Source organism: Microbacterium sp. 4-7 (genome assembly GCF_014332665.1).
Classification (GTDB): domain Bacteria; phylum Actinomycetota; class Actinomycetes; order Actinomycetales; family Microbacteriaceae; genus Microbacterium.
Map to the genome: position 1 here is coordinate 381,077 of NZ_MCRH01000004.1, position 23,202 is coordinate 404,278.

Sequence of the window (23,202 nt, forward strand, 5' to 3'; positions counted from 1 at the left end):
GTAAGGCCGACAGGCACTAAGGAGTACCATGAAACGGCATCAGAAGCTGATGGGCATCGCTGCTCTCGGCGCCGCCTTCGCCCTCGTCATGAGCGGGTGCGCACCGGCAGGCAACGGCGGCGGCAACAGCGGTGAAGGCGAAGCTCAGACGGTCGAGGGCGCGGACTACAACCCGCAGCCCCGCGAGAACCTCGCAGAGGGCGGCGAACTCCGCATCCCCGTCTCGAACATCGCCGAGCAGCTGAACTACTTCCACAGCGACGGTGACGCCCGCGTCACCCAGATCGGAACGTGGTTCCGCCCCCAGATCCTGCTGATGGATCCTGACGGCACCGTCAAGAAGAACGACGCATACCTCGACGACTACTCCTTCGGTGTCGAAGACGGCAAGACCGTCCTGCACTTCAAGGTCAACGAGAAGGCTGTCTGGAACGACGGCACGCCCATCGACGTCACCGCGTTCAAGGCCACCTGGGAAGCCCAGAGCGGCGAGAACGAGGAGTACCAGCCCAACGCGACCGACGGCTGGAAAGAGATCGAGTCCGTCGAGGCCGGCGAGAACGACCGCGACGTCATCGTGACCTTCAAGGGCGAGTTCGCCTGGCCCGAGATGGTCTACTCGCAGCTGCTGCACCCGGCCGTCAACACGCCTGAGCTGTTCAATACGGCGTTCCTCGGCGACTGGCACCCGGAATGGGCCGCAGGCCCCTACACGGTCGACAACTTCGACAAGACCGGCGGCGTCGTCACGCTCGTCCCGAATGAGAAGTGGTGGGGCAACGCCCCGCTGCTCGACAAGGTCTCCTTCATCCAGATGGAGCCGACCGCGGCGGTCAACGCACTGCGCAACGGCGAGGTCGACATGGCCGAGACCGGCAGCGCCGAGCTGCTCGCACAGGTCGAGGGTCTCGAAGGCGTCAAGACCTACAAGGGTCAGGCGACCGCGAACGCGATCTTCACGCTGAACTCGACCAACCCGGTGCTGTCCGACCTCGAGGTCCGCAAGGCCGTGTTCGAGGCGATCAGCATCGAGCAGGTCAAGGACATCGTCTTCAACGGTCTGAACTACACCGAGGAGCCCGCAGGGTCCCTGACCCTCTTCTCGTTCCAGCCTGACTATGTCAACGCGCTGGAGGAGGCCGGCCGCAAGGACGGCGACACCGAGGGTGCCAACAAGCTCCTCGATGAGGCCGGCTGGGTCGCCGGTGCCGACGGCATCCGCGAGAAGGACGGCCAGCGACTGTCGCTCGTCTTCCCCGTGCACTCCGACACCGAGACCGCGCGCGCGCGTTCGCTCGCCGTTCAGGCGCAGCTGAAGGAGGTCGGCGTCGAGGTGACGATCGACACCCGTCCGTCCGCCGACTTCGCCGAGGACTACACCACGCAGAACGGTGACATCTTCTTCCTCAACTTCACGTCGTCCGACCCGTTCGGTGCCGCCTGGTTCTGCCAGCTGTACTGCTCGGACAGCGGCCTGAACCTGTCGGGCACCGGCACCGAGGAGATCGACACGATGATCCACGAGGAGCTCGAGACGATCTCCGACCCGGTCGAGCAGACCAAGAAGGCCATGGAGATGGAGTCCGAGATCTTCGCGAAGACCTGGGGCATCATCCCGGTCCTCAACGGCCCGGAGATCTGGACCGTCAAGGAAGGCCTCGCCAACCTCACGCCCGAGCCCTACGTGGGTCTCGACCTCTTCGGCATCACGCCGGTGGAGAACGTGGGATACGAGAAGTAATCCATTCGGAGCCTGACTCGTCAGAGCTTCGCAGCGGGGTCGGTGGTCCATCCACCGGCCCCGCTTTTCTCTATGCTGAACGCGTGAGCGTCCAGATCGTCTTCGTGCACGGCATCCGTACGTCCGCGACGATGTGGCGGTCGCAACTCGCCTTCCTCGAGGAGCAGGGCATCGGGGCCCTCGCTGTCGACCTTCCCGGGCATGGCACCCGGATGGAGGAGGACTTCACCCTGCACGAGGCGCTCCACACCATCGACGTCGCGGTGCGCGACGCAGCGACGCGAGGTCCCGTGCTGCTCGTCGGGCACTCGATGGGCGGCCTGCTGACACTCGCCTACGTCGGCGGAGCGGAGGCACCGAGGGTCGCGGGGCTCGTCGCCGCGTCGTGCACGTCGCTCCCCCGAGGCGCCGGTCTCGCGGCGTATCGCGCGATCGCGCGCGCCGTCGATCGGCTGCCCGATCGCGGGATGTGGATCACGAAACGCATCCTCGAAGCGACGATCCCCGAAGAGACGCGCTCCGATTTCGCCGCCGGCGGCTATGCGCTGGACACCCAGGACACGGCACTGCGAAATCTCGCCACGCTCGATCTCGCGACAGCGGTCGCCCGCATCCGCGTGCCGCTGTGGTTCGTGAACGGACAGTGGGATCAGCTGCGAGTCAACGAGGCCCTCTTCCGACGGCTCGCGCCTCACGCAGAGCTCATCGTCGTGCCGCGCACCACGCACCTCGTCACGGCGATGCGTCCGCAGATCTTCAACGCCGTCCTGCGGTTGGCCGTCGCGACCATCGAATCCGATGCTACGGGTGAGGCCGCGGCTCCCGCGCCGGCTGCCTCGCCAGAGCCGTGAGCGCACCGCCCACGAGCGACAGCACGGCGGCTGCTGCGAACACCAGCCAGAATCCCCCGACGAGCGCGACGAGCCCCGCCCCGAGCACCGGGCCGATCAGCTGGCCGAGTGCCGCCGTGACGTAGACGATGCCGAGGTCACGGGCGTGGTCCCTCTCGCCGGGCAGCAGGTCGGCGGCGAAGGCGAGCCCGACGGTCGAGAACGCGCCGTAGCCGAGCCCCATGAGCGCGGCGGCGACCATCGTCGCCTCGAAGGTCGGCACGACGGCGATCACGACGCCGGAGGCCGCCTGCACCAGGGTCGCCAGGACCGTGAGGAAGCGCCGGTTGCCCGTGCGGTCGGAGAGCACACCGGTGAACACCGATGCGAGCACCACGAACAGCGTGTAGACCACGATCAGGAGCAGCAGGTTGTCCTGCGCCACCGTCGTCTCCTGGTGCAGACCATGGAGCAGGAAGAAGAGGAACAGTGCAGTGCCGAGCGCGTTGCCGATGTTGGTCACGAGCCGGCCCGACACCATCCAGGCGAAATCCCGATCGCGCAGCGATGCCAGCAGATGACGATCACGCGTCACCGGAGTCGCGTCGACAGCCGCGGGCGGATCGGGCAGAAGCAGCGCTGCGCCAATTCCCACCGTCGCGATGATCGCGGCGAGCAGCAGGTACCCCTCACGGATGCCGAGCCCGAGGAGCACCACGAGCCCGACGCCGAGCACGATGCCCACCGCCTGACTGGAGCCCACGGCGGCGGATGCGGCGCCACGCTGGGTCGCCGGGAGCTGGTCCGCGATCAGTGCGGTGAAGGCGGCCGACGACACCGCGACGCCGATCGACACCCCGACCCAGGCTCCTCCCACGGCCCAAGGCCCTTCGCTGAAACCGGTCACCACGAGGAACAGCGCGGTGACGAGCACGCCACCGATCGCCCATGGTCGCCGACGCCGGCGTCCGACGGCCGCGCGATCCGACAGCGCCCCGGCCAGCGGGCCCGCGACGATCCCTGCGAGACCGCCGATGCCGAGCACCAGCCCGGACGAGATGACGCCGGGTATCCAGTCCTTCTCAGACGTGTTCAACTGCAAGGGGAGGAGCAACTGGACCGGAGTGAGCTGCACCGTCCAGATCGCCAGCCAGGCGAGGGTGAAGACGGTCATCCATGGCGGTCCGACTCTCCGCAGAGCGGACACCGGCGATCCGGATGGGAGGGCGGGGCTCATGTCGCTCCTTGACGTCGGGGTCGCGACGCGAGTGTCGGGATACTGATGATTGTGCACCCACACGCACCGACACCGCATCAGTGACGAGGACACCTCGCTCGTTTAGGGTGAACCGCCCGGATGCTGGTAGAGTTGGTTCTTGGCTTGCGTGTGGGTTCTTCCCTCACGACCGCCGAGTGGAAGCCCTCTTCTTCTGCCGGCATTTCCTAACAACTCCGTACAGAAAGCGTCCACACGTGGCAAACATCAAGTCGCAGATCAAGCGCAACAAGACCAACGACAAGGCTCACGAGCGCAACAAGGCCGTGAAGAGCGAGCTGAAGACGCACATCCGCGCGACCCGCGCCGCTGTCGTCTCCGGTGACAAGGCTGCAGCCGAGGCTGCTCTGAAGGCTGCCTCCCGCAAGCTCGACAAGGCCGTCAGCAAGGGTGTCATCCACCAGAACCAGGCTGCGAACCGCAAGTCCTCCATCGCCAAGCAGGTCTCCGCTCTCTGAGCCGATTCCACGCCTGACGGTGTGACAAGAGCCCGTCCCGTTCGCGGGGCGGGCTCTTTCGCGTGCTCGGAACCGTATGTGCCAGCGATCTCGACGGACGAGGCAGCTGCCGCGCGTCAGACCGCGCTCACTCGCCGAACGGCTGGCGGGTGGCGATGACGGTGAGCATCCGCTCGAGAGCGAAGATCGGGTCGCGGGCGGCACCCTTGACTTCGGCATCGGCGCGCGCCGTCGCCTGGATGGCCATTCCCAGCGAACGCTCGTTCCATCCGGCGAGGTCGCGTCGCGCACGGTCGACCTGCCAGTCCTTCATTCCCAGTCGCTGCGCGAGCTGACGGCTCGGCTCGCGGTTTCCGGCGACGCGCGCCATGGTGCGCAGCTTCATGGCGAACGCCGCGACCATCGGCACGGGGTCGGCGCCGGAGGCGAGGGCATGGCGCAGGGCCACGAGAGCCTCGCCATAGCGTCCGGCGATCGCCGTGTCAGCGACGACGAAGGCAGAGACTTCGACCCGCCCGCCGTAGTACTTGGTGACGACTTCTTCGGTGACATCGCCCTCGACGTCGCCGATCAGCTGCTGGCATGCCGCCGCGAGCTCGGTGAGATCATCGGCGAAGGCCGAGACCAGAGCGCGCAACGCAGGCGGGGCGATCCGCTTCTTCGCCGCAGAGAACTCGCCGGCAGCGAAGTCGACGCGGTCGCCGTCGCGCTTGATCGCAGGGCACGGGATCTCGATGCCGTCGCCCGTCCCGGCGCGCACCGCATCGAGCAGCTTCTTGCCGCGGACGCTGGCCCCGGTGTGGCGCAGGATCACTGTCGCACCCTCCTGCGGGTGGTCGAGGTAGGACACAGCCTCCTGCAAGAAGGCATCCGAGCACTTCTCCACCCCCGACACGCGCACCAGCCGGGGTTCCCCGAACAACGACGGCGAGGTCAGCGCGAGGAGGGTCCCGGGCGCGTAGTCATCAGCGCGGACATCGGTCACCTCGAGTGCGGGGTCTTCGGTGCGGAGGTAGTCGCGGACTCCGGCGATCGCGCGCTCTGCGCAGACCTCCTCCGGGCCGAACACGAGCACCACCGGCGCCGGACGCGGATCGCGCCACGACACCTGCGTGACCTTGGCTGCCTTGGTCCCACCGCGGGAAGGAGTACGAGAAGCAGCCATGTCTCCAGACTACCGGGGGCCACAGACGTCGACCCCGTCGTCAGGGTGGCTGCTTCTCGGCCCACAGCTGAAGCTCGTCCCCCGCGAGGCCCACGAGGAGACGGCCCTGCTGGTCGGTCCGCAGTACTCGCGCACCGGCGGCTTCGAGCGATGCCAGAGTCTCCGCTCGCGGATGCCCGTAGTCGTTGTCAACGCCTGCGCTGAACAGCGCGACACTCGGGTGCAGGTCCTGATAGAGCGGGAAGTCCTGGTCGGCGCTGCCGTGATGGGCGACTTTGACCACCGCGTAGCCGCCTCGGAGATGCGCGGTGCGTTCCAGCATCCGCTGCGCCTCCCCCGACAGGTCGCCCAGGAAGAGCGAGCGGGGTACGCCGCCGCCACCTATCTCCAGAACCACGCTCTGGTCGTTGCCCGGCGGGAACGCCTCCGACCCACGCTGCGGCCACAGCACCTGCCAGGACGCCGCGCCCAGGTCACCCCGCATGCCCGCTGCCGCCTGACCGACCGTCGCACCGCCGTCGCCGAGGTGCTGCAGCATCCGCTCGTCACCGCTCTCCCCCGGTGGCCCGTGCAGCACCGCCTCGACTCTCCCCTGAACAGCCTCGACCCCGCCGATGTGATCCAGATCGAAGTGCGTGAGCACGAGCAGATCCACGCGTTCGACACCCAGTTCGCGCAGACACGAGGCGAGCGGCTCCGGTTCCGGCCCGGTATCGATCAGGGCGATCGCCCCCTTCGAGCGCACGACGAGTGCGTCTCCCTGGCCCACATCGCAGGCGGCGACCGACCATTCGTCGGGAGTGGTCGCGCTCGCCAGCGCACCGTTGAGCACCACATGCGCACCGCCCAGGGCGAGCGCGACTGCCAGCACGGCGGCTGCGACACCCCTGACGACCGGCACCGCGCGGTACCCATCGGCGAGAATCACCCCGATCGCCGCGCTCACGACGCTGACCAGCACTGCGCTGGCGATGCCGGGCACCATGGCGATCTGAGCGAACGGCAGCCTGGCCGTGATGTTGGCCGTTTGCGCGATCCACGCGGCGGGCAACCATGCCGACGCCGCCAGAAGGTCGGCGAGAACGCCCACCGGAGCGGCGAGGCACGCGAGGAGGCCGATGACAGTGGCGATCGGCGCCGCGGGCGCAGCCAGCAGGTTCGCCACGAGCCCCACGAGAGACTGCTGCTCTGCGAAGAGGGCGATGACGGGGCCGCACACGAGCTGTGCGGACGTCGGCACGGCGATCGCGAGAGCGAGAGGTTGCGGCATGAATCGCGCGAGTCCGCGGGTGAGCGACGGCGAGAGCAGGATCAGTGCACCCGATGCGGAGACCGAGAGCGCGAATCCCGCAGTCGAGGCCAGCCACGGGTCGGCGATCAGGATGCCGCTCGCGCTGAGCGCCAGCATCCCCGCACCCGCGCTCGGCCGCCCGAGAAGCAGTGACAGCATCGCGACACCCGCCATGACCGCCGCCCTGACCACGCTGGGTTCCGGCGTCACGAGGACGACGAAGCCCGCGAGACCGAGAGCGGCCGCGACGACTCGAGTCCCCCGTCCGGCGCCGCACAGCGCAGCCAACCAGAACACCGCCCCGACGACGATGGCGCAGTTCGCTCCGGAGACCGCCGTCAGGTGGCTGAGACCGCTGGTGCGCATGTCATCGTTCAGCTCGGTCGACACCGCGCGGGTGTCGCCGACTGCGAGTCCGGGAAGCAGGCCCGCTCCGGGCTCGGGAAGTCGCTGCGCCCGGTCGATGAAAGCGCTGCGCAATCCGGCCGCGACCGCGAAGACCCCGGATGCCGGCTCCTCGACCGACGCCTCGCTCGCGAACACGACGAGCGCTGCCCTCTCCCCCGGATCCGTCGCCGCTGCCTCGCCCTTCACCCGGACTGTGGCACCGAGATCGAACCCGTCGGCCGGGTCGATGCCGACCCGCACCGGAGCCGACGCCGCCCGCACCGACCCCGGCGACCCGATGCCCGTGAGCTGCACCTCCATCCACAGGCGCCCATCCCGACCGACCGACGCCGAGGTGCTGACCTCCCCCGTCACCTCGACCACACGTCCGTCCCACGACGCGGCGCCCTCGCGCGCCGGTGTCGCGGCAAGAGCAGTGACGGAGACAGCGGCGATCGCGGCGAGCATCACGAGCACCACCCCGGCCATGGACGCCGCGGCGGACGACCGCCGCAGCATCCACAACAGCGACGCCGCCGCCCCCAGCACGCCACCGAGAAGGCACCACTGCGCAGCTGGAGGCACGAACACGCAGACCAGGGCGAACGCCCACACTCCGCCCGCGATCGGCAGCAGACGCAGATCCCGGCTCATACCCGCGCGTCATCGCGCGGTCGAACCCGCGGGTCGCATCTCATCGGCAGCCGGTGCATCAGGACAACGTAGGGGCGTGCGACCACCTCGCAGCGCATCCGCGCCCCGGTCGGTGGACAACACATCGATGCCGACGCGGCGTGCAGGAGCGCCGAATGCGGAGCGATGATCTCTGAGTGAGGACCGCGGGCACTTCGATTCACCGACCGCGAGTCGTTCCGACAGCCGATACCGTCCACCACACCGAGCGACTCAGGCATACTCGGGGAATGGTCGACGTACGCGACATCGCAAAGCACCAGCCCATTCACCTGACTCTGGTGCGAGACTTTCTGACGCGCCGAGGAGAGGTCATCGCGAATGCATGACGTGATCGTGATCGGCGCCGGCCTCGCAGGGCTCCGCTGCGCGGGACTGCTCTCCGCTCACGGACTCGACGTCGTCGTCCTCGAGGCCGCGGATGCGGTCGGCGGACGCCAGCGCACCGACATCATCGACGGCTTCCGGCTGGACCGCGGGTTCCAGGTCCTCAACCCGGCCTACCCGGCACTTCGGCGCAGCGTCGATCTCGACGCACTCGCGCTCGGGAGCTTTCCTGTGGGCGTGCGGGTGCGCACGACGGACGGGGTGGCTGAGCTGCGGCATCCGCTTCGGCATCCGCTGTCGATCGTCACGTCTCTGCGCAGCGGCCTGGTGAGCGGTCGGGATGCCGTCGCGCTGGCACGCTGGGCCGCGCCGGCACTGGTGAGTCCGCTCTCGCATCTGGCTCGGAACGATGCCACCATGCGCGAGGGATGGGATGCCGCGGGGCTTCGTGGCCCGCTTCGCACCGCTGTACTCGAGCCGTTTCTCGCCGGGGTTCTGGCGGAGAGAGGCGGCGAGACGTCAAACGCCTTCGCGCGACTGCTCGTACGCTACTTCGCGCTCGGCCGACCCGGGCTTCCCGCACAGGGGATCGCCGCTGTCCCCGAGCATCTCGCCGCGCACGCGCGCGCGGCGGGTACTGACATCCGTCTCGGCGCGCGCGCGGGAGGCATCTCAGCAGGAGGAGAGGAGATCACGGTGGGGCTGAGCGACGGCGACTCCGTGCGAGCGGCTCGGGCGGTGGTCGCAGTCGGCGCCGATGCCGTCAGCGACCTCACCGGTCTCGCCCGTCCGGTCACGAGAGGTCTGCAGACGTGGTGGTTCGCCGCCACTGAACCTCCCAGCGGATCCGCACTGCTCACCGTCGACGGCCGAGGTGGAGGCCCCGTCGTGAACACCGTCGTGATGACGCACACCGTGCCCTCGTATGCGCCGGCCGGACGTCACCTCATCGCCGCGACCTGCCTGCTGCCGCGTGGCGGCGCACCCGCCGACGAGTTCGACGTGCGCCGCCACCTCGAAGAGGTCTGGGGTACGGACATCAGCGCGTGGCAGCTGATCCGGCGCGACGACATCCTCGACGCGTTGCCTACCCAACCGGCACCGCTCGGCCCACCGCGATCGCCGCGCTACGCCGAGCGGCTGTATGCAGCCGGGGATCACAGAGACACCGCGTCGATCCAAGGCGCCCTCGCTTCCGGCGAGCGTGCCGCACGTGCCGTCCTGACCGACTCGGGGGCTTCGAGAAGCGGCACGTCGCTGCACAGCTGACGACGCTCGGACTCAGGCGAGAGAGAGACAGCACCCGCAGACCGCGCATCACACCCGCACACCGTCGCGGATGCCGGCGAGCAGCTTCTCTCCGATGCCGGGGACCGACAGCAGGTCATCGACCGATGTGAACCGACCGTTCTCGTCACGCCAGGCGATGATCCGCTCGGCCAGGGCGGGGCCGATGCGCGGCAGAGTCTCGAGCGCCGCCTGATCTGCGGTGTTGAGATCCACCAGATCGTCCGCGGGCGCGCCTGCTCCCGGCGACCCCTCCGCGGCTGCGGCATCCACGACCGGCACGCTGATCTGTTCGCCGTCCGAGAGCACGCGGGCGAGATTGACCGCGGTCAGGTCGGCATCGTCGGTGGTCCCGCCGGCCGCCGCCACCGCATCGACCAGCCGGGAGTCGAGATCGAGGACATAGAGTCCCGGATGCTCGACCGCGCCCAGCACGTGCACGTAGAGCTCTCCCGTCGATCCGCCGCTCTCGGCGGCCTCGGTGGCCAACGGCACCGATTCGGTCGGCACGGCCTGCCCCCGCATCACTCCGAGTCCGACGGCCGCGGACAGCACGACGAGCGCCAGCACGACGGCGGCGCCGACCCCCAGCCGCAACCGGCGCGGCGCCGGTGAGGAAGCGGCGGATTCGGGCATTCCGCAACGCTATGCCAGCGAACGGACGCCTCTCATGCATCCGGCCGCCCGTCGGGGAGAACCCCCGTGGGCGGCCGGATGTGCAGAGCGGCTGGCTACGCGGTCGGTCAGCCCTTCACGACGATGCTGACGATCTTCGGGGCGCGCACGACGACCTTGACGATCTCGCGGTCGCCGATCGAGCGAATGACCCGCTCGTCGGCACGGGCGAGCGATTCGAGCTCGGCCTCGCCGATGCGCGCGGGCACCTCGAGCTGAGCACGGACCTTGCCGCCCACCTGCACGACGGCGGTCACTGTGTCCTCGACGAGCAGCGCCGGGTCGGCGGAGCGCCAGGTGACGAGCCCGACGGACGGCTCGTGTCCGAGGATCTCCCACATCTCCTCTGCGGTGTGCGGGGCGATCAGATCGAGCATCACGGCGACGGTCTCGGCCGCCTCACGCACCGCCGGATCAGCGGCGCCTGCGGCACCGTCGATCGTCTTGCGGGTGACGTTGACCAGCTCCATCAGACGCGCGACCAGGACGTTGAACTTCGTCTGCTCGACGAGCCCAGGAGCATCTGCCAGCAGCTTGTGCGTGGCTCGACGCAGCGCCGCATCTCCGCCCGCGAACACGACGTCGACAGGAGAGGACACCTCGTGGGCGATGCGCAACGCGCGGGCCAGGAACTTCTGCGCACCGGTCGTCGAGACGTCGGCCCAGTCCTTGTCGTCTTCGACCGGTCCGGCGAACGCGAGACCCACGCGCAGCGCATCGGCGCCGTAGGCGTCGAGCTCCTCTTCGAAGAGCACCAGGTTGCCCTTGCTCTTCGACATCTTGGCGCCGTCGAGCAGGACCATGCCCTGGTTGATGAGGTTCGAGAAGGGCTCGGTGAAGTCGATCAGCCCCATGTCGAACAGCACCTTGGTGATGAATCGCGCGTACAGCAGGTGCAGGATGGCGTGCTCGACGCCGCCGATGTAAGAGTCGACCGGCGACCAGCGGGCGGCCTGAGCCGGGTCGAACGCGACCGTGTCGCTGTTCGGCGACAGGAATCGCAGGAAGTACCACGAGCTGTCGACGAACGTGTCCATCGTGTCCGGATCCCGCAGAACGGGGTCACCGCTGGCGGCATCCACCGTGCGGACCCAGCTCTCAGCGGCGCCGAGCGGCGACGATCCCTTGGGCTTGAGGTCGAGACCCTCGACGCTGGGCAGCTTCACCGGCAGCTGCTCCTCGGGCACGGGGATGATCCGGCCGTCCTCCGCGTGCAGCATCGGGATCGGCGTGCCCCAGAAGCGCTGACGCGAGATCAGCCAGTCGCGCAGACGGTAGTTCTTGGCGGCGCGCCCGGTGCCGGACGCCTCGAGCTGCTCGATCGCACGGGCGATCGCATTGCGCTTGGACAGACCGTTGAGCGGTCCGGAGTTGATCATCCGGCCCTCTCCCGTCAGAGCGATGCCGGTGGAGGCGGGGTTCTGCTCGTCGAGCGCCGCGCCGGTGTCGATCGGCACACCCTCTTCATCGACCTCGATGACCGGCATCGCACCGGTGACGGGCGCCGTCGTGTCGACGACGACCTTCACGGGCAGGTCGAAGGCGCGGGCGAAGTCCAGGTCTCGCTGGTCGTGCGCCGGCACGGCCATGACCGCTCCGTGACCGTAATCGGCCAGCACGTAGTCCGCCGCCCAGACCGGCAGCTTCTCGCCGTTGACCGGGTTGATCGCGTACCGCTCGAGGAAGACCCCGGTCTTCGGGCGATCGGTGGCCTGTCGGTCGACGTCGGTGGTCTTCTGCACATCGGCCAGGTACTTCTGGAAACGCTCGCGCACGTCGGCCGGAGCATCCGCTGCGAGCTCCGAAGCCAGGTCGGAGTCGGGGGCCACGACGAAGAACGTCGCTCCGTGCAGGGTGTCAGGACGCGTCGAGAACACGGTGACGGGCTCGTCGCGCCCCTCGATGCGGAAGTCGACGTCGGCGCCGATCGAGCGTCCGATCCAGTTGCGCTGCATCTGCAGCACCTTGTGCGGCCAGAAGCCCTCGAGCTGGTTCAGATCATCGAGCAGCCGGTCGGCGTAGTCCGTGATCTTGAAGTACCACTGAGTCAGCTTCTTCTTCACGACCTCGGCACCGCAGCGATCGCAACGGCCGTCGACGACCTGCTCGTTCGCGAGCACGGTCTGGTCGTTCGGGCACCAGTTGACCGCGCTCTTCTTGCGGTACGCCAGACCTCGCTCGTGCAGCTTCAGGAACAGCCACTGGTTCCAGCGGTAGTACTCGGGGTCGGAGGTGTGCAGCACTCGCGACCAGTCGAACGAGACGCCGTAGTTCTGGAACGCCTGCTTCTGCTGAGCGATGTTCTGGTAGGTCCACTCGCGGGGATCCGCACCCTGACGGATCGCCGCGTTCTCCGCAGGCAGACCGAAGGAGTCCCAGCCGATCGGGTTGAGCACGTTGTGCCCGCGGTGGCGCCAGAACCGGGCCACGATGTCCGAATACAGGTAGTTCTCCGCGTGCCCCATGTGCAGGTCGCCGGAGGGGTAGGGGAACATCGCCAGCACGTAGCGGCGGGGCCGCTTGTCATCGTCGCCGCCGGTGAGGAACGTCTCGTTCTCCGCCCAGTACTTCTGCCACTTGGCCTGGATAGCGTGCGCCGAGGAGGTCTCCTCGGCGACGGGAGAGGTGGACAGGTTCTCAGACAACGAACGCACGACCAATCTGAAGGGAAAAGGGGATCAGTTCAGGATATCGGAAGCCCAGGCCGCGGGCATTTCCACTCCCAGCGCAGCGAGCGGCGCCCGAGCCTTCGTCGCGACCTCGGCGACCTCCGAGGCGGCGACCGATCGCCAGGTGATCCCCCCGCCTGCGCCGACCACAGCGCCCGTACCGTCGATCACGATGCTGCGGATGACCATCGCGAGGTCGAGCGACCCCTCATCGCCGATGTAACCGAAGCACCCGGCGTAGATACCGCGAGGCCCTCCCTCCAGCTCATGCAGGCGCGTCATCGCCGAGAGCTTCGGCGCGCCTGTCATACTTCCCGCCGGGAAGGTCGCTGCGAGAAGTTCGCTCGCCGTCGTGCCCGCGGCCGCCGTGCCGCTGACGGTACTGACGAGCTGGTGCACCGCCGGATACGTCTCCACGGCCCACAGCGCCTCGACCCGGATCGACCCGGGTCGGCACACCCTCGACAGATCGTTGCGCATCAGATCGACGATCATGACGTTCTCAGCCCGTTCTTTCGGGTCCGCCGCGAGCTCGGCGGCGAGCTCGGCATCGTGCGCGGCGTCCGCGCCGCGGGGCCGCGTCCCCTTGATCGGCCGCGTGCGGATGATGCCGCCGTCAGCGTGGAGGAACTGCTCGGGGCTCGCACTGAGCAAGGAGCGGCCGCCGATCCGGATGAAGCCGCCATGGTGAGCGGGAGTGGCGGCACGGAGGCGTCGGTACACCGCGACTCCGTCGTGCTCCCCCGGCACGGTGAACCGGGTGGTGAGACAGAGCTGGTAGGCGATCCCCGCTCTGATGAGCTCGCGGCAGCGTTCGATGAGTCCTGCGTACTCCGTCGGAGTGTGTCGCGCCTCGCTGCGCACGGACGAGGCAGCGCTGAACACCGTCTCCCCGCGCGGCACGGCGGAGGGGGTGACGCGAGCGACGACGGCGCTCCACTCGTCGAGATCGGCATCGGCTGCGGCAACCCATACGGTGCCGGTCGCATGATCGAACGCCGCCAGCCGGGAGACCCGCAACCAGGCGTCGCCGGGCTCGTCAGCGGCTTCCCATACGGGTGCTCCCGCTGCTCGGGCGCCGGTCTCGTAGTCGTACCAGCCGACCCACCCGCCCCGCAGCGGAGGACCGGGATGAGCGGCGGCCGTGCGGGCATCCATCCGCACTTCACCGGGGAACGACGCCGGATCGCCCGTCCCGACGAAGCTCCATCCCTCCGTCGCATCCGCCCCGGCGTCGAGCCAGAACAGGTCGGCGCACGACCGCTCGAGGGCGAGGAAGAGCGCGTCAGGCGTCACCCGATCGGGCAGGACGCGGGCGCTCAGAGGTTCGGGCACGTTCTCAGCCTAAGCGGCGCGCACTCCCGTATTCTCAAGGGGTGGACGACTTGGTGCCGTGGCTGATCGACTTCATGCGGTCCATCGACCCGATCACTCGCACCCTCGTCGCGGGGCTCGCCGTGATGCTGGAGACGAGCGTCTTGATCGGGCTCGTATTCCCCGGTGACACTGTCGTACTCGTCGCGTCCATCGGCATCACCAGCCTGCCTCAGGCCGTGGCGATGGTCGTCTCGGTCGTCGTCGGCGCGCTGATCGGCGAGAGCATCGGCTTCTGGCTCGGGCGGTGGATCGGCCCGCACATCCGTGCCTCCTGGGTCGGCCGCCGCGTCGGCGAGGAGAACTGGGTGCGGGCGGAGCGTTACCTCGCCCGCCGCGGCGGCATCGCCATCTTCCTCTCGCGGTTCCTGCCGGTGCTGCATTCCCTCGTGCCGCTGACCGTGGGCATGAGCCATTACTCATATCGGCGCTTCCTCGCGTGGACGGCGCCGGCCTGCCTGCTCTGGGCGACGGCCTACGTGAGCATCACCTCGCTCGCCGCCGGCAGCTTCGATGAGCTCGCCGACCGGGTGCACTACGCGGGATACATCTTCGTCGGCATCATCGCCCTCTTCCTCGTCGCCGTGTTCGTGGGCAAGAAGGTGATCTCGCGCCTCGAGGCGCGCCATCTCGACATCTCCGACGCGAAGGACTCGACCGACGTGAAAGACTGAAGCAATGGCTTCGTCACCTCCGGCGCCCCGGATCCACTGGTTCGCGCGCCTCGAACACCGCCTCCACGTGTGGCGCGAGGGGCGAGCGCGCCGTCGCGGCCGCACCGCGACCATCCTCCCGTTCCCCGGTTACGGCGGGCCCGGCTGGGTGCGTGTCGTCGGTCGCGTTCTCATCGTCCCTCCCGCACGGAGCACGAAGGACGGCGAGCCGGCCAGCGTCCGCGGCTGGCGGAGCTTCGTCGGCATCCCCGTGAGCTTCGCGAAGGTCGCCGTGCAGATCGGCGACTCGGTGCACTATGTCGTCGCAGACCGGGGCGGTGTGATCGACTCGGTCGTGCACGCCGAGCTCGAGCCAGGATGGCAGACCTTCACGTTCTCCGTCGAGGGTCAGGACCCGGTCGAGACGACCGCGTTCATCGTGGCCGAGTCGACCCATTTCGGGGTCGTCTCCGACGTCGACGACACCGTGATGGTCACCGCCCTCCCCCGACCTTTCATCGCCGCCTGGAACTCTTTCGTCGTCGACGAGCACGCGCGCATCCCCGTGCCGGGCATGGCCGTGCTGCTCGATCAGGTGCTCCGCGAATATCCCGGTGCTCCCATGGTCTACCTCTCGACCGGAGCCTGGAACGTCGCCCCGACTCTCCGCCGGTTCCTCGGGCGCCACCTGTTCCCCGCAGGCTCCATGCTCCTCACCGACTGGGGCCCCACCCACGACCGATGGTTCCGCAGCGGACGCGAGCACAAGCTCACCAACCTGCGTCGCCTGGCCACGGAGTTCCCGCACGTGAAATGGCTGCTGATCGGCGACGACGGCCAGCACGACGAGGCGATCTACTCCGAGTTCATGGATGAGCACCCGGACTCCGTCGCCGGCGTCGCCATCCGTCGGCTGCTCCCGGCCGAGGCCGTGCTCGCCGGTGGTCGCGCGGGCCACGAGCCGCACTCCGACGACGTCGCCCCCTGGGTCAGTGCCGAGGACGGCGCGGGGCTCCGTGACCTGCTCGGCAAAGCCGGCATCCTCCGCTGAGGTGACCATGACGCTGGCGCGGACCGACTGGCTGGAACGCGAACGAGCGCACCAGACGAGAGCCGACGCCCTCACGGCTGAGCATCGGGAACGAGCCGCGCGGGGCGAGAAGCACCCGGTATGGGACTTCCTGTTCACCTATTACAGCTACAAACCCGCGCAGCTGCGTCGGTGGCACCCCGGCGCCGGGGTCGAGCTCGAGGAGGCCGACGAGCGGCTGACCTGGCGGTGGTACTCCCCCGGCGCGACCAGAGCCGGTGCGGTGCCGGATGCCGCTGCCTTCGCGCGCGAGAAGGCAGACCTCGCCGGCCTCATCGAGCGGATGCTGCGTCGCACCGCCTCTCGACCCGGGCAGTTCGGATGCTTCGGACTGCATGAGTGGGCGATGGTCTATCGAGCGGATGAGCACAGACACGCGGTGCCCCTGCGTCTTGGGCAGGACGCAACGGATCTGGTCGTCGAGAGCCATGACCTCAGATGCACCCACTTCGATGCCTTCCGGTTCTTCACACCCGCGGCCGTGCCTCGCAACCGCACGGAGCTGACCCGCGACGAGCAGCCCCTGTTCGAGCAGCCCGGATGCCTTCATGCCGGCATGGACCTGTACAAATGGGCGGTCAAGCTGGGCCCCCTCGTGCCCGGCGAACTTCTGCTCGACACGTTCGAACTCGCAAGAGACATCCGCCTTCTCGACATGCAGGCCGCGCCGTACGACCTGACACCGTGGGGTGTCGAGCCCGTACCGATCGAGACGACCGAGGGCAAGGCGGAGTACGTCCGCCGGCAGCGCGTGTTCGCAGAGCGCGGTGGGCATCTGCGCGGCGAGCTGCTGCATGCCTGGCTCGGCTCCACCACCGCCGTCGCGCTCGCGGGCTGACCGGCGTGAGCGGGCTGAACGATCAGTCCGCCGGCTCGCACTCCGGGCACGGTGCCCAGTCGGTGGTCGCCGACGTCGACTGCAGGCGCAACGTCATCACGCGGGTGGCCGCGTCGGCGAGCCGATCGGCGGGCAGCACCCCCGCATCGACCGCATCCGCGAGCCCGCGGACGATCTGGCCGGCCGTGTCGGGAGTCGAACCGGCGATCATCAGCACGAGGTCGGTCCCGGCGACGACCGCCGACACGGCGTTCGTCACAGGGTCGGCGTACTCGGGTATCCCCGAGGACTGCAGCATCCCGAGGTCATCGGTCACGATCACTCCGTCGAATCCCAGTTGTTCACGGGCGATCTCGTGCCAGCGCGCCGACAGAGACGCGGGAGCAGGATCGATCGAGGTGTAGGCCAGGTGGCCGAACATCAGCAGAGAGGCACCGGCCTCGATACCTGCAACGAAAGGCACGGCGTCCGTGGAACGCCACTCGTCGATGGTCTCGGCTGTGGCAGGGACAGCACTGTGGGAGTCGCCCGGCGCCGCCCCGTGACCGGGGAAGTGCTTCAGCGTGGAGGCGATGATCTGCTCTTGCGCCGTGGTGGCGACAGCGACTCGCTCGGCGGCCGTCTGGGGGTCGGTGCCGAGTGCCCTGCCGTAGATGAATGACGACGGGTCGGACGTCACGTCTGCGACCGTGCCGAAGTTCACGGTGATCCCCGCTTTCGCCACCAGCGCCGCGCGGGCGGAGAAGGCCGACGACGTGTCGGAGACCGGCTGCGATTTCAAGACGGTCGAGGCGGGGAAACCATCGCCGACGAGGCGCGACACGATCCCGCCCTCCTGATCGACCGCCACGAGCGGAGGCAGCGCGGGGTCGACCGTGAGAGCAGACGTGAGGGTCTGGAGCTCGTCGTCGGTCGCCGGGATGTTCGCTCCCATCAGGATGAAACCGCCGAGGCCCTGCTGCATGTAGGCGCGGAGCGCTCCGGCATCCGTCGTCGGGATGTGCCCCATCACGACGCTCGCCGCCTGCTCGACCGTCGTCATCTCTGCGACGAGAGCCTCGGCGTGCTCGCCGATTGCTGGTGAGGAAATCTGCGCATGGGCGAGACCGCCCTGCGCCGAGCCGACAGCCGCGGCAGAGGCCGGTCCCGCCGCCGTCGCGAGGGCGACGAACGCCGCGGCACTGACCGCTCCGAAGCGACGTCGCAGCATGAGGTCAGGTGGTGAGAGCGTCGGCGATGGGCACGCCGGAGTCGGCCGTGCCGTTTCCGAATCGGATGGTGCGGCCGAACGTCGAGGGGTTGCCGAGAGATTCCGCGATCACAGCCGCCACATCGGCGCGCGCGACCTCGCCCTTGCCGTCCGGGTCGAGCAGGATACGGCCCGTCGGCTCATCGAACGTGAGCGTGCCGGGGCCGAGGATCGTACCGTCGAGGTTCGTCGATCGCAGGTGCTCGTCCGCCGCCCACTTCGCATCCGCGTAGGCGAAGAACCCGTCGTCCTCAGCTACTCCGTGATCGGCCTTCGAACCGATCCACGAGACCATGACATAGCGCATGACGCCCGCCGCCTCTGCGGCATCCATGGTTCGGATCGCCGCGTCACGATCGACGGCGTACGTGCGATCCGCGGAACCTCCACCGGCCCCGGCCGACCAGACGACGGCATCGTGACCGCGGATGATCTCCGCGAGTTCAGACGTGTCGAGGGTCTCGACGTCGGCGACGAGCGCATGCGCCCCTGTCGCCTCGACCTCCGAGACGTGGTCGGGATTGCGGATGACCGAGGTGACCTCGTCACCCCGCTCGACGAGAAGAGGAGCGAGAAGCAGTGCGATGCGGCCGTGGCCGCCGAAGACGATGATTCGCGACATGTCTTCACCCTACGCGCCCTCGCCGACGTCGGCTCGGGACGAACGGGCCGAGATCGCTCAGGGGCTCCGGACCGATGCGACGGCCAGCGCCCGCTGGACGCCCTTCGCCGCTGAGCGTCCCGCCCTGTTCGCACCGATCGTGCTCGCCGACGGACCGTAGCCGACGAGCTGGATCCGCGGGTCCTGCACCGCGGTCGTCCCCCGCCCGCCGCGGTCGAGCTGGATGCCCCCGGCCGCACTGCGGAGGTGCAGCGGCGCGAGGTGCGCGATCGCCGGGCGGAACCCCGTCGCCCAGAGGATGACGTCGACCCGCTCGAAGGTGCCGTCGGCCCAGCGGACGCCGTCCGGCTCGATGCGCGAGAACATCGGGCGGCGAGCAGCGTAGGCGCCAAGCCTCTCCGCCTCCCGTTCCTGCGGCCGCAGCATGAGCCCTGTGACGCTCACCACGCTCTCGGGAGGCAGCCCCTGGGCGACCCGTCGCTCGACGAGCGCGACAGCGGCTGCTCCTGCTTCGGGCGTGAAGTCGTCGCTGCGCCACACCGGCTCACGCCGCGTCACCCAGAGCGTGTCGGTGATGGGCGCCAGAGCTCCGAGGAACTGGACAGCCGACGCGCCCCCGCCGACGACGAGGACGCGCTTGCCCACGAAGTGCTCTGGTCCCGGATAGTCGACCGTGTGCAGCTGCTCGCCGAGGAACGTCTCCATCCCCGGGTAGTGCGGCAGGAACGGATGCGTCCACGTCCCGGTCGCGTTGACGAGCGTCCGACTGCGCCATTCCTGTTCCCCCGCGCGCACGACCAGGAGGCCGTCCTCGTCGACCACCCGGTCGACTCCCACGGGCCGGATCACCGGCACGCGATGAGCGCGCTCATACGCCGCGAAGTATGCCGGCACGGCCATATTGGCGCGCTGCCCGTCTCGCGGCGGTGGAGAATCCCCCGGCAGCTCCGCCACGCCGTGCACGTCGCGCATCGTCAGAGCATCCCACCGGTGCCGCCATGCGCCTCCGGGCTCGGAGTCCGAGTCGAGCACGACATGACCGATGCCCAAACGGGTCAGATGAAAGGAGGCCGACAGACCGGCCTGACCGGCGCCGATCACGACGCTGTCCAGGATGCTCACGATGATGACAACACCCGCGATCACGCGGTTGTTCCGGGGCGTCAGAGGGCGATCTGGTAGTGCGTGTACCCGGTGTGCGTCGCCACGCTGTCGTAGAGCGCGCGGGCTGTCATGTTGGTCTCCTGCGTCAGCCAGTAGACCTTCTCGCACCCGTTCTCGACAGCCCAGGCACGCACGTGAGCGATCAGCAGCCGCCCCACCCCGGAGCCTCGGGACTCGCCGTCGACATAGAGGTCCTCCAGGTAGCAGTAGGGCGACGTGCTCCACGTCGCCGGGTGCGTGAGCCAGTGCACGATGCCGATCGCGCGCCCGTTGCCGTCGCGCGCGACCGCTCCGTGCAGATCCCGCCCCTCGACGATCCGCCGAAACGACTCTGTCGTGATCTCGTCAGGGAGCTCCGTGCCGTAGAAGGTCAGATACCCGCGCCACAGACCGGCCCATTCGTCGAAGTCGGCCTCTACGGTGGCGGTGATCGTCGTCATGCGGTCAGCCTAATGCGACGCGCCCGGGGGCCCCGCGCCGATTGGTGTTGCGCGCGATCCGTGTAGTACTCTGTTCAAGTTGCTTCGAGCAGTGAGGAAGCAGTTCTGGGCCTGTGGCGCAGCTGGTAGCGCACCTGCATGGCATGCAGGGGGTCGGGGGTTCGAGTCCCCCCAGGTCCACCCGATAGAAGGCCCCGCGAGAGATCGCGGGGCCTTCTTCTCGTTCATCCGGCACACCGGCGCGCGCGGGCGCCCTCGTCATCGGCGAAGGGTCGCCCACGGCAGAATGCCAGGGACTTGCCATCGTCCGCTGCGACGGATAGAAAGGCCAGGCCGTCTTCGTCACCGAGACGGTCTTCGACGAGGTGGAGGACGCACGTGCTGGGACTGTTCCGACGACCGGAGACCATGTCATCGTCTCTGTCAGACGCGTCGACCCCGATGACGGAGACGCGACTGTGGTCGCGGGGATTCGGCCTCGCCGCCACACGGAGTCTGCAGACCCTCTCGGTGCTCGCCCTGGTCGCCATCGGCGTGCTGGTGATCACGCAGCTCTCTCTCGTGTTCATCCCCGTGACGATCGCGCTGATCCTCGCCTCGGCCATCCACCCGCTCGTCGCGTTCATGCGGCGTCGCGGAGTGCCGTCCATCCTCGCCACCTGGATCGCGCTGATCGGCATCCTCGCGATCCTCGGCGGCATCGTCTGGGTGATCGTGCTGACAGTCCGTTCCCAGTGGGACGATCTGATCGAGTCGGCCACCGACGGCGTGACGCAGGTGACGGCCTGGCTCGACACCCTGCCTTTCGACATCGCATCGATCGATCTCGACGAGGTGTGGGCAGGAGTCGGCGACTTCCTGACCAGCGCCTCGTTCGGACGCGGAGCTCTCGCGGGGGTCTCGGCCACTGCGAGCTTCTTCACCGGCCTCGCGCTGATGATCGTCGTGCTGTTCTTCTTCCTCAAGGACGGACCGCGCATCTGGGAGTTCCTGCTCCGTCCCTTCACCGGGAACAGCTATGAGCGTGCGCGCCGCATCGGCGACAAGACCGTCGATGTCTTCGGAGGCTACATCCGCGGCACGTCGATCGTCGCCGCCGCCGATGCTCTCGGCATCGGCATCGGCTTGGCGATCCTGCAGATCCCTCTTGCACTCCCCCTCGCCGTGATCGTCTTCCTGACGGCGTTCATCCCCCTGGTCGGCGCAACCGCCGCCGGGATCCTCGCGGCTCTCGTGGCGCTCGTCACGCACGGCCCGGTGGCAGCCCTCATCGTCGTCGGCATCGTCGTGCTCGTGAATCAGCTCGAGGGCAACTTCCTTCAGCCGGTCGTGATGGCCCGCTCCCTCAAGCTCCACGCTCTCGTGATCCTCCTCGCCCTGACCACGGGCACCATCCTCGGCGGCATCGTCGGCGCGGTGCTCTCGGTGCCGATCGCCGCTGTCGCCTGGGGCATCATCACGGTGTGGGACGGCCCGCACACCCCCGCGAAGCCGTTCCGCAAGAAGCGCCCCGAAACGGTGTGACGCCGCCGACCCATCGAGTGCCGCAGAATCGTCGCACCGCCGGATACTCCTCCGGACCTCGGTCGTCAACCCACTCCCTGTCTGTGCACGCCCGTCCTATCGTGGCGCGCACATCTCACGAGAGGAGTCGATGATGACCAACAACCCGATACCGCCGCTGGTCCCCCACCCGGACGACGAAGGAGAGATCGACGGCGTGCCTCACCGCGACGTCGACGGCGAGCCCGTTCTCGACACGGATGCGGATGCCGACCAGGTCGACGGCGCCGCGGCCGACCGCCTGGCGTCGGAGAAGCCGCTGGGCGAGGACTCCTGAGTCCTCGCCCAGCACGCCCCTGCGCGGCAGGCCCCTCCCCGGGTCCTGCCGCGCAGCCTGTTCAGGTCGCGAGAAGAGGGGGCAGGTGCGGGATCGCGATGGGCCTCGTCGCCCGGCTCGAATCCTGCACTCGCGTCACCTCTTCGAGAACTTCGTAAGCGGTCGTGTACCGCACTGCCAGAGGCAGGTCGCGAAGCCACACGACCTCGACCTCGGTGTCCGCGTACTCGTAGACGCATGCCACCACGTGCCGCGGATCGTTCGTCTCGTATCGTCGGTCGTTGATCACCCACTCCGACGGTGTGACGCGATGCAGCACGTATCTAGGATCTGGATCTCCGGACATGTGATTCCCTCCAAGACTCTCTCCCCACTCAAGATCATCCCCGCTCCGACCGAAAGGTCACAGGGGCTTGACAGCTGAGACGAGAGACTTCAGGGGGTCACGCCCGAGGGCGGATGGTCAGATCGGTGAGAGCGGCGTCGTCCGGCAGGTCGAGCGCGGTGAGGATCGTCGTCGCGACGGAATCCGCCGTGATGAACCGCTCCGGGTCGTAATCCCGCCCTTCCTGCTGGTGCACTCGTTCCTGCATGGGGGTCGCGGTGCGTCCGGGGTAGATGGAGGTCACCCGCACACCATGCTCGCTCTCCTCGGCCCGCAATGCGTCGGCGAGAGCCTTGAGTCCGTGCTTCGATGCGGCATACGCCGACCAGCCGGCGTGCGCGTGCAATCCCGCACCGGAGTTGACGAAAACGATCCGAGCGCGAGAGACGCGCAGCACAGGGAGGAGCAGACGGGTGAGCTCGGCAGGCCCCACGAGGTTGACCGCGAGCTGGCGCTCCCAGAGATTCGCCGGAAGGTCGGCCACGGCTCCGAGGTCGACGACGCCCGCCGCGTGCACCAGCGAGTCGATGCGCTCGGGAAGCGCCTGCTTCGACAGTGCCCACGACAGCCTGCCGGGTTGCGCGAGGTCGCCGACGACGGCCGAGGCTCCAGGCAGCGCCGCGGTGATCTCCTTGGCGCGCCCGGCATCGCGGGCGAGCACCACGACCTGATCGCCCCGATCGAGGAGGCGGCGCGCGACGACCGCGCCGATGCCGGATCCGGCACCGGTGATCAGGTGGACGGTCAC

Annotated in this window: 21 protein-coding genes and 1 tRNA gene; 10 read left to right on the plus strand and 12 right to left on the minus strand. The window is 68.6% G+C overall.

Going from position 1 to position 23,202, the window contains the following annotated elements:
• Window positions 1–28 precede the first annotated feature (28 nt).
• Entirely contained in the window at window positions 29–1,741 is a 1,713-nt protein-coding gene (locus BEP68_RS08990; protein ID WP_053096539.1) for an ABC transporter family substrate-binding protein, read from the plus strand.
• 83 nt (window positions 1,742–1,824) lie between these two features.
• Entirely contained in the window at window positions 1,825–2,592 is a 768-nt protein-coding gene (locus BEP68_RS08995) for an alpha/beta fold hydrolase (RefSeq protein ID WP_187249766.1), read from the plus strand.
• Here the strand turns inward: BEP68_RS08995 and BEP68_RS09000 are convergent.
• Complete coding sequence (locus BEP68_RS09000; protein WP_187249767.1) at window positions 2,543–3,808, minus strand: MFS transporter; 1,266 nt, start codon at window positions 3,806–3,808, stop codon at window positions 2,543–2,545. The two genes, BEP68_RS08995 and BEP68_RS09000, sit on opposite strands and share 50 nt — an antisense overlap.
• Before the next feature lie 236 nt (window positions 3,809–4,044).
• On the opposite strand from BEP68_RS09000, the gene rpsT reads away from it, so the two are divergent.
• Entirely contained in the window at window positions 4,045–4,305 is a 261-nt protein-coding gene (gene rpsT, locus BEP68_RS09005) for a 30S ribosomal protein S20 (RefSeq protein WP_053096545.1), read from the plus strand.
• 127 nt (window positions 4,306–4,432) lie between these two features.
• Here the strand turns inward: rpsT and holA are convergent, their stop codons facing one another.
• Window positions 4,433–5,470 (minus strand): DNA polymerase III subunit delta, encoded by a 1,038-nt coding sequence (gene holA / locus BEP68_RS09010; RefSeq protein ID WP_187249768.1) that lies wholly within the window; start codon window positions 5,468–5,470, stop codon window positions 4,433–4,435.
• A 40-nt stretch (window positions 5,471–5,510) separates the two neighbouring features.
• Window positions 5,511–7,802, minus strand: a complete 2,292-nt coding sequence (locus tag BEP68_RS09015) for a ComEC/Rec2 family competence protein (protein WP_187249769.1) — start codon at window positions 7,800–7,802, stop codon at window positions 5,511–5,513.
• A gap of 360 nt (window positions 7,803–8,162) precedes the next feature.
• Here BEP68_RS09015 and BEP68_RS09020 point away from each other — a divergent pair, with 360 nt between their 5' ends.
• A complete protein-coding gene (locus BEP68_RS09020) occupies window positions 8,163–9,437 on the plus strand; it encodes an FAD-dependent oxidoreductase (protein ID WP_187249770.1) in 1,275 nt (424 codons plus the stop codon).
• Window positions 9,438–9,485: 48 nt separating this feature from the next.
• Here the strand turns inward: BEP68_RS09020 and BEP68_RS09025 are convergent, their stop codons facing one another.
• The 3 genes from BEP68_RS09025 to BEP68_RS09035 form a co-directional block, all read right to left on the minus strand.
• On the minus strand, window positions 9,486–10,091 hold the full coding sequence (locus BEP68_RS09025; protein WP_187249771.1) for a helix-hairpin-helix domain-containing protein: 606 nt from the start codon (window positions 10,089–10,091) through the stop codon (window positions 9,486–9,488).
• Window positions 10,092–10,198: 107 nt separating this feature from the next.
• Window positions 10,199–12,775 carry a leucine--tRNA ligase gene (leuS, locus tag BEP68_RS09030; RefSeq protein WP_053099152.1) on the minus strand — a complete coding sequence of 859 codons (2,577 nt, stop codon included), beginning with the start codon at window positions 12,773–12,775 and terminating at the stop codon, window positions 10,199–10,201.
• Between the two features lie 33 nt (window positions 12,776–12,808).
• Complete coding sequence (locus BEP68_RS09035) at window positions 12,809–14,134, minus strand: anthranilate synthase component I family protein (RefSeq protein ID WP_187249772.1); 1,326 nt, start codon at window positions 14,132–14,134, stop codon at window positions 12,809–12,811.
• A gap of 41 nt (window positions 14,135–14,175) precedes the next feature.
• Between BEP68_RS09035 and BEP68_RS09040 the strand changes: the two genes are divergently transcribed.
• Genes BEP68_RS09040 through BEP68_RS09050 form a run of 3 tightly spaced genes read left to right on the plus strand, consistent with a single transcriptional unit; the run spans window position 14,176 to window position 16,754 of the window.
• Window positions 14,176–14,847 carry a DedA family protein gene (locus BEP68_RS09040; protein ID WP_053096558.1) on the plus strand — a complete coding sequence of 224 codons (672 nt, stop codon included), beginning with the start codon at window positions 14,176–14,178 and terminating at the stop codon, window positions 14,845–14,847.
• 4 nt (window positions 14,848–14,851) lie between these two features.
• Window positions 14,852–15,877, plus strand: coding sequence for an App1 family protein (locus BEP68_RS09045; protein WP_056278907.1), 1,026 nt, complete (start codon window positions 14,852–14,854; stop codon window positions 15,875–15,877).
• 7 nt (window positions 15,878–15,884) lie between these two features.
• Window positions 15,885–16,754, plus strand: a complete 870-nt coding sequence (locus BEP68_RS09050; RefSeq protein WP_187249773.1) for a 3-methyladenine DNA glycosylase — start codon at window positions 15,885–15,887, stop codon at window positions 16,752–16,754.
• 22 nt (window positions 16,755–16,776) lie between these two features.
• Here the strand turns inward: BEP68_RS09050 and BEP68_RS09055 are convergent, their stop codons facing one another.
• The 4 genes from BEP68_RS09055 to BEP68_RS09070 are packed head-to-tail and all read right to left on the minus strand — an operon-like array spanning window position 16,777 to window position 20,229.
• Window positions 16,777–17,964, minus strand: coding sequence for a glycoside hydrolase family 3 N-terminal domain-containing protein (locus BEP68_RS09055; RefSeq protein ID WP_261987782.1), 1,188 nt, complete (start codon window positions 17,962–17,964; stop codon window positions 16,777–16,779).
• A gap of 4 nt (window positions 17,965–17,968) precedes the next feature.
• On the minus strand, window positions 17,969–18,625 hold the full coding sequence (locus BEP68_RS09060; protein WP_187249774.1) for an SDR family oxidoreductase: 657 nt from the start codon (window positions 18,623–18,625) through the stop codon (window positions 17,969–17,971).
• A gap of 57 nt (window positions 18,626–18,682) precedes the next feature.
• Window positions 18,683–19,747, minus strand: a complete 1,065-nt coding sequence (locus BEP68_RS09065; RefSeq protein WP_187249775.1) for an NAD(P)-binding domain-containing protein — start codon at window positions 19,745–19,747, stop codon at window positions 18,683–18,685.
• A 41-nt stretch (window positions 19,748–19,788) separates the two neighbouring features.
• Window positions 19,789–20,229, minus strand: a complete 441-nt coding sequence (locus tag BEP68_RS09070) for a GNAT family N-acetyltransferase (protein ID WP_187249776.1) — start codon at window positions 20,227–20,229, stop codon at window positions 19,789–19,791.
• Window positions 20,230–20,336: 107 nt separating this feature from the next.
• Here BEP68_RS09070 and BEP68_RS09075 point away from each other — a divergent pair.
• The 3 genes from BEP68_RS09075 to BEP68_RS09085 all read left to right on the plus strand — a co-directional run bounded on the left by BEP68_RS09075 (window position 20,337) and on the right by BEP68_RS09085 (window position 22,069).
• Window positions 20,337–20,409: transfer RNA gene (locus tag BEP68_RS09075), tRNA-Ala, on the plus strand.
• Between the two features lie 261 nt (window positions 20,410–20,670).
• Window positions 20,671–21,753: an AI-2E family transporter gene (locus BEP68_RS09080; RefSeq protein ID WP_230100734.1), complete on the plus strand. Its 1,083-nt coding sequence runs from the start codon at window positions 20,671–20,673 to the stop codon at window positions 21,751–21,753.
• A 133-nt stretch (window positions 21,754–21,886) separates the two neighbouring features.
• Complete coding sequence (locus BEP68_RS09085; protein ID WP_187249777.1) at window positions 21,887–22,069, plus strand: hypothetical protein; 183 nt, start codon at window positions 21,887–21,889, stop codon at window positions 22,067–22,069.
• Window positions 22,070–22,130: 61 nt separating this feature from the next.
• Here the strand turns inward: BEP68_RS09085 and BEP68_RS09090 are convergent, their stop codons facing one another.
• Window positions 22,131–22,388 (minus strand): hypothetical protein, encoded by a 258-nt coding sequence (locus BEP68_RS09090; protein ID WP_232224447.1) that lies wholly within the window; start codon window positions 22,386–22,388, stop codon window positions 22,131–22,133.
• Window positions 22,389–22,512: 124 nt separating this feature from the next.
• A complete protein-coding gene (locus tag BEP68_RS09095) occupies window positions 22,513–23,202 on the minus strand; it encodes an SDR family oxidoreductase (RefSeq protein ID WP_187249778.1) in 690 nt (229 codons plus the stop codon).

Coding starts and splice junctions, on each gene's coding strand:
- BEP68_RS09050 (WP_187249773.1), top strand. CDS start 15,885: ATGACGCTGGCGCGGACCGACTGGCTGGAACGCGAACGAGCGCACCAG.
- BEP68_RS09070 (WP_187249776.1), bottom strand. CDS start 20,229: ATGACGACGATCACCGCCACCGTAGAGGCCGACTTCGACGAATGGGCC.
- holA (WP_187249768.1), bottom strand. CDS start 5,470: ATGGCTGCTTCTCGTACTCCTTCCCGCGGTGGGACCAAGGCAGCCAAG.
- BEP68_RS09015 (WP_187249769.1), bottom strand. CDS start 7,802: ATGAGCCGGGATCTGCGTCTGCTGCCGATCGCGGGCGGAGTGTGGGCG.
- BEP68_RS09045 (WP_056278907.1), top strand. CDS start 14,852: ATGGCTTCGTCACCTCCGGCGCCCCGGATCCACTGGTTCGCGCGCCTC.
- BEP68_RS09060 (WP_187249774.1), bottom strand. CDS start 18,625: ATGTCGCGAATCATCGTCTTCGGCGGCCACGGCCGCATCGCACTGCTT.
- BEP68_RS09080 (WP_230100734.1), top strand. CDS start 20,671: ATGACGGAGACGCGACTGTGGTCGCGGGGATTCGGCCTCGCCGCCACA.
- BEP68_RS08990 (WP_053096539.1), top strand. CDS start 29: ATGAAACGGCATCAGAAGCTGATGGGCATCGCTGCTCTCGGCGCCGCC.
- BEP68_RS09020 (WP_187249770.1), top strand. CDS start 8,163: ATGCATGACGTGATCGTGATCGGCGCCGGCCTCGCAGGGCTCCGCTGC.
- BEP68_RS09085 (WP_187249777.1), top strand. CDS start 21,887: ATGACCAACAACCCGATACCGCCGCTGGTCCCCCACCCGGACGACGAA.
- BEP68_RS09055 (WP_261987782.1), bottom strand. CDS start 17,964: ATGCTGCGACGTCGCTTCGGAGCGGTCAGTGCCGCGGCGTTCGTCGCC.
- BEP68_RS09025 (WP_187249771.1), bottom strand. CDS start 10,091: ATGCCCGAATCCGCCGCTTCCTCACCGGCGCCGCGCCGGTTGCGGCTG.
- BEP68_RS09000 (WP_187249767.1), bottom strand. CDS start 3,808: ATGAGCCCCGCCCTCCCATCCGGATCGCCGGTGTCCGCTCTGCGGAGA.